This window comes from Haloferax profundi, assembly GCF_001469865.1.
GTDB classification, from domain to species: Archaea; Halobacteriota; Halobacteria; order Halobacteriales; family Haloferacaceae; genus Haloferax; species Haloferax profundi.
In genome coordinates this window covers 1-1,986 of record NZ_LOPV01000226.1, presented here as the reverse complement: position 1 = coordinate 1,986, position 1,986 = coordinate 1, and the positions used below count along the sequence as shown (strand labels likewise).

Annotated in this window: 2 protein-coding genes; both read right to left on the bottom strand. The window is 57.1% G+C overall.

Annotated elements, in window-relative coordinates:
* Nucleotides 1–245, bottom strand: a 245-nt coding sequence (locus AUR66_RS11360) for a universal stress protein (protein ID WP_197409748.1), incomplete at its 3' end; no start/stop codon positions are given.
* A 182-nt stretch (nucleotides 246–427) separates the two neighbouring features.
* Nucleotides 428–1,669 carry a hypothetical protein gene (locus AUR66_RS11355; RefSeq protein WP_058572518.1) on the bottom strand — a complete coding sequence of 414 codons (1,242 nt, stop codon included), beginning with the start codon at nucleotides 1,667–1,669 and terminating at the stop codon, nucleotides 428–430.
* Nucleotides 1,670–1,986 lie beyond the last annotated feature (317 nt).

Here is a 1,986-nt window from a genome sequence, read left to right as displayed (position 1 = left end):
GCGAGTTCGTGGACCTTCTCTGCGAATTTTCGCCCCTTCTTCGTCAGTCGGTCTTTGGTCTCGGCGATGTCGCTCGGGACGGCCACGTAATCGACGTCGCCCATGTCCATCACGTACATCGCGTGAATCGTCGCGTCGTTTTCTCGCGCGACGCGAACCGCTTGCCGCGCCGCTCGCATCGCTGCTTTGCTTCCATCTGTCGGAACCAGAATCGCGTCGATGTGTGTCTCTCCTTGGTATGCCATACGTACGGGTACGCCACCATAGACAATGAATTGACACTAACGTTCTCCGAGAACGAGAACACCCCAGACAGTGCCAGAACACGACGATTGAGGGTCTTCACGGGTCGACACCCTACGAAAAGAACTGCCCAGCGAGTTAGCGACGGAGAGACTCTACCAGCGGTGTCGTTTTGATGGACGAATCAGTCATCGTCATCGTCGTCATCATCGTCGTCGTCGTCTCGTTCGTACTCTCGTTCGTCGTCGTCGTCGTCGTCGTCGTCGTCGTGACCGCGTCCTTTCTTTCGCCCTCTCTCGCTTTTCTCTTTCTCTCGTTTTCCTCGCTCCTTTTCCTTCTCTTTCTCTCGTTTTTCTCGCTCCTTTTCTCTCTCCTTCTCCCGTTTTTCCCGCTCTTTATCTCGTTCGTCCTTCCACTCCTCGCGTTTTTCTTTGCGCTCTTCGCGGGCCTCGTCGCGCGCTTCCTTCCAGTCGTCCTCTCCGTTATCGCGTTTTTCTTGCCACTCGTCGCGTTTTTCTTTCCACTCCTCGCGGGCCTCGTCGCGCGTCTCTTTCCAATCCTCCTCGTCCTTCTTGTCGTCGTCTTTGTCCTTCTTGTCGTCTTCCGGTTTCTCGGGTTCTTCGGGAGTCTCTGTTGGGACTGGTGTCTCCTCGGGCACTTCGACAGTCTCACAGGATATCGTGACCGGTTCTTGGAGGTTCAGCGGTTCTCGTGTCAGACTGTTCCACCCGCCGGTGAGGACGTACCATCCACTGATGAGTCCAGAGAAGTACTCGCCGTAGAGCGCGGCAGCGGTGTTGTACGCTGGGTTAATCGTGAACGAAAACTCTCCGGAGAGGTAGCCGAGCACACCGCCGTCTGTACGCCCGCCGTCCCACGTCCAGTCGATTGTGTGCTCACTTCCGCTTACGTCCCATCGGTCGTAGTTCGACACCGCCTGTTCGCCCGTGTCGGGATAGGTGTACAGGTCGTCTTTCACGAGCCACGTCGCGCCGCTGGGGACGCCCGTGAGTCGCCACGTGACAGCACTGCCGTCGCCTGGCCCACCGTGGAGAACTACGAGACTGACTCCGTTCGGGCCATCGTAGAGAAACATCAGTGACTCCTGTTCTTCCAAGAGGTACGAGAGCCCAACCGACTCGTAGTATGGGCCTTCGCCAGGATCTGTGGCCCCGTTGTCGCCGCCGTACTGGTCCGGAATCCGAAGGTCGTAGAGTTCCGTGACGGGTGTGTCGCCCGTGAGCAACGAGATTTCGTATTCACGACTCCCCTGTGTCACGCGGTACACCTTCGTCGCCTCACCGTCGCCCTCATTTGCGGCGACCTGTCCACCGAGTGCACTCGCGAGGAAGAATCCGCCAGTCAATTTGAGCGCAGACCGTCTGTCGAGCGGGAATCCGCTGTCGGAATTCGAAGGACCTGTCATCAGGCTCAATTGACAAATAAAACGTATTGTTATGTGTCGCTTACAAGAGCTTCTGCTTCCATTAAGTACAGTTACAGAGACCGTTGAGCCACGTGTCGGTGGTCCCTAATCGCATATCGAAGACGCTCTTCGATGGAGCCAGAGAAGTGTACACGTTGTTCGCACGAAGATGCCGCCTCCCGGATTGTGAACCGCGGTCGCTCACTGCGTTCGCTCCCTGATTCAACTCCGATCGGGTCGCATTCTGGATTTCACCGCGACTCGCTCCGCTCGTCGGGTTGAAATCACAGAAGTGCCGCCTCCCGGATTTGAACCGG

Bases quoted from the DNA above. Each gene is read 5' to 3' on its own strand.
- AUR66_RS11355 (WP_058572518.1), bottom strand. From the start codon at position 1,669: ATGACAGGTCCTTCGAATTCCGACAGCGGATTCCCGCTCGACAGACGG.